Annotated in this window: 3 protein-coding genes; 2 read left to right on the forward strand and 1 reads right to left on the reverse strand. The window is 70.9% G+C overall.

Going from position 1 to position 3359, the window contains the following annotated elements; translation table 11 throughout:
- Positions 1 to 64: 64 nt before the first annotated feature.
- Positions 65 to 1078: a Gfo/Idh/MocA family protein gene (locus ACFCY7_RS40220; RefSeq protein WP_376491041.1), complete on the reverse strand. Its 1014-nt coding sequence runs from the start codon at positions 1076 to 1078 to the stop codon at positions 65 to 67.
- Between the two features lie 206 nt (positions 1079 to 1284).
- Between ACFCY7_RS40220 and rfbA the strand changes: the two genes are divergently transcribed.
- On the forward strand, positions 1285 to 2154 hold the full coding sequence (gene rfbA, locus ACFCY7_RS40225) for a glucose-1-phosphate thymidylyltransferase RfbA (protein ID WP_376491042.1): 870 nt from the start codon (positions 1285 to 1287) through the stop codon (positions 2152 to 2154).
- A 79-nt stretch (positions 2155 to 2233) separates the two neighbouring features.
- Complete coding sequence (locus tag ACFCY7_RS40230) at positions 2234 to 3307, forward strand: nucleotide disphospho-sugar-binding domain-containing protein (RefSeq protein WP_376491043.1); 1074 nt, start codon at positions 2234 to 2236, stop codon at positions 3305 to 3307.
- Positions 3308 to 3359 lie beyond the last annotated feature (52 nt).

Consider the following 3359-nt stretch of genomic DNA (forward strand, 5'->3'; position numbering starts at 1 on the left):
CCGCGGACACCGACTGCCGTTCTTTCGTCCTCCGCCCTTCGGCCCCGCGGGCCCCGCCGGCCGCTCAGTGAGCGGCGGCGGCCGAGGCGTGCGCGCGGATCCGGGCCATCAACTCGGCCTGGCGCACCAGGTCCCGGTGGTGCGTCGCGCGCGCCGCCGGATCGACCACGGCGTCGTGGAACGTCGAGAACACCCCGAGGAACTGGTCCGAGGCCGGCGCCGCGATCCGGGTCACCCGGTCCCGCTGCTCCAGGACCAGCACGGGACGGGCGTCCCGCGACGGGGTGAAGGCCCACTCCAGCGTCAGCCGCCCCTCGGTGCCCCAGAGGTCGTACGTCGACCGGTAGCTGTGCGACAGGCCGAAGGAACAGTTCGCGGTGACGCCGGCGTCGTCGCGCAGCAGCGCCACGCCCGACACGTCCACACCGAGCTCCGGGGCGAACTCCAGGCCGGCCCCCAGCACCGCCGGCGCGGCGCCCAGGTACTCCTGGGCCGCGCGCACCGGATAGCAGCCGACCTCCCACAGCGACCCGCCGCCGAGCTCCGCCTGGTACTTGATCCCGTTCGGGTCGGTCGGCGGAATGCCGAACACGCCGTTGAAGGCGCGGAGTTCGCCGATGGACCCGTCGGCGAGCAGGGACCGCGCCAGATCGTGCTGGGGGTGCCGGAGGAACGCGAAGTTCTCCATGACGAGCAGCCCGCGCTCCTCGGCGAGCGCCACGAGTTCCCGCGCCGTCTCCTCGGTGGAGACCGCCGGCTTCTCGATCAGCACGTGCTTGCCCGCCTTCAGCGCCCGGCGCGCCCATTCGGCGTGCTCGCTGTTGGGCAGCGGGATGTACACGGCGTCGACGCCGGGCTGTTCCAGCAGCCGGTCGTACCCCTCGACGGCCTCGCAGCCGAACGGGGCCGCGACGCCCTCGGCCTTCTCCCGGGAACGGCTCGCGACCGCCACCAGGTGGAACGGCGACTCCTGGATCGCCGGGAGGGCCCGCCGCACGGCGATGTCGGCGCACCCGATGATGCCGATGCCGATGCCGGGCTTCCGATCGGATTCCTGAACGGGTGTCAGAGCTTCCATTTTCACAGATCCACCTAAACGACAAGAGGAATTCGCGTGCCTGAACCGGGATGAGGTCAGCATGGAGAAGCGGCGCAATGTTCGTCAATGGCGCCGGTATTGACTCTTCCCGGCCCCGAGTGAGGTGTCTTTCGGCTGTGCGTTCTCCCGATATAAAGTGCGGGCATCCGCCAAATTGGCACCGAATAGATTGAGGAGGCGCCACGGTGAAGGGAATCATCCTGGCCGGCGGCAATGGTACGAGGCTCCATCCGATCACCCTCGGTGTATCAAAGCAAATGCTCCCGGTCTACGACAAGCCGATGATTTACTACCCGCTGTCGGCACTGATGCTGGCGGGGATCACCGACATCGAGATCATCACGACCCCCGACGACCAGGAGATGTTCCGCCGACTGCTCGGCGACGGCTCCTGGCTCGGCATCAACCTGACCTACGCGGAGCAGGACAAGCCCCGGGGGCTCGCCGACGCGTTCCTCGTCTCCGCCGACCACATCGGCGACGACTCCGTCGCCCTGGTCCTCGGCGACAACATCTTCCACGGCTACGAGTTCGGCCCCATGCTCCAGCGCGCCTCGCAGGACCTGGAGGGCTGCGTCCTCTTCGGCTACCCGGTGCGCGACCCCGAGCGGTACGGCGTCGGCACGCTCGACGCCCAGGGCCGGCTGATCGCCCTGGAGGAGAAGCCCGCCAAGCCGCAGACCAACCTGGCCATCACCGGGCTCTACCTCTACGACAACCAGGTCGTGGACATCGCCCGGGAGCTGAAGCCGTCGGAGCGCGGCGAGCTGGAGATCACCGACCTCAACCGCGTCTACCTGGAGCGGGGCGAGGCCACGCTGATCCCGCTCGGCCGCGGTTTCGTGTGGCTCGACACCGGGACCCACGACGCGCTCATGGAGGCCGGCGACTACGTCCAGGTCCTCGAACACCGGCAGGGCGTGCGCATCGCCTGCCTCGAGGAGATCGCCTGGCGCATGGGCTACATAGACCGCGAGACCTGCTACCGACTGGGCAGCCGCCTCGCGAAGTCGTCCTACGGCCGCTACATCATGGAAATGGCCGAGGCGGGCTGACCCCGAAAGGGCCCGGAAAAGGTCCGGAAGGGCCCCGGAACCAACTGATCCGCATTCTCACGGAAGAGGTTCGACCTCCATGAAAATACTGTTCACCGTCGGTGGCAGCCAGGCGGCCGTCTTCGGCGTCGCCCCCCTCGCCTCGGCCGCGCGGAACGCGGGCCACGAGATCCTCCTCGCCGCCGACGAGCCCCTGATGGCGGCCGCGGCCTCCGTCGGCCTCCCCGCCGTCTGCATCACCCCCGAGCGCATGCGGTACGGCCAGGAGGCCATGACCGCCGCCGTCCGGCTCGACGCCCTCCTGGAGCTCGCCGGGTCCTGGACGCCCGACCTGGTCGTCGGCGGCCTCTCGCACGTCCCGCGGCTGCTCGCCGCACAGCTGAAGGTCCCGTACGTCCGCCACATCTGGCACATCGCCCCGATGGCCCGCCGCGACCGCACCGCCGTGGCCGAACTCCAGCCGGAGCTGGAGCGCCTGGGGCTGGCCGCACTGCCCGACCCCGACCTCTTCATCGACCTCTGCCCGCCGTCCGTCCGCCCCGAGGGCGCCCCCGCCGCGCGGTCGATGCGCTGGGTCCCCCGGGTCAGCCAGCGCCGCCTCGAACCGTGGATGTACACGAAGCCCGAGGGCCGCCGCCGCGTGCTCATCACCGCCGGCACCCGCAACCTGATGCTCGACACCCCCGGCAGCTCGCTGCGGAGGCTCGTGGACGAACTGACCGGGACCGGCGCCGAGGTGCTCATCGCGGCGCTCCCCGAGGCCGCCGAGAAGTACGGCGCCGAACTCGGCGACGTGCGCATCGGCTGGCTGCCCCTCGACGTGGTCGCCCCCACCTGCGACCTGGCGGTCCACCACGGCGGCGCGACCACCGCGATGACGCTGGTCAACGCGGGCGTGCCGCAGGTGATCATCCCCGACAACGGGTACGGCAAGGCCGTCGCCGAGTCGGTGGCGGGCTTCGGCGCCGCCCTCATGGTCGACAAGCACCGCCTCGCCGGACGCGACGCCGACGACGTGATCGCCGAGGCGTGCCGGACGATCCTGTCGGACCCCGGCTACGCCGAGCGGACCCGGCTCCTCGCCGCGGAGGCCGCCTCGCTGCCGACCCCCGGCGAGGTGCTCCGCGACCTCGAAGCGCTCGTCGCCGCCTGACCGCACCACGGAAAGGGCCGGCCGGTCTCACGACCGTCCGGCCCTTCCGCGT

Source organism: Streptomyces sp. NPDC056361, assembly GCF_042262805.1.
Classification (GTDB): Bacteria; Actinomycetota; Actinomycetes; order Streptomycetales; family Streptomycetaceae; genus Streptomyces.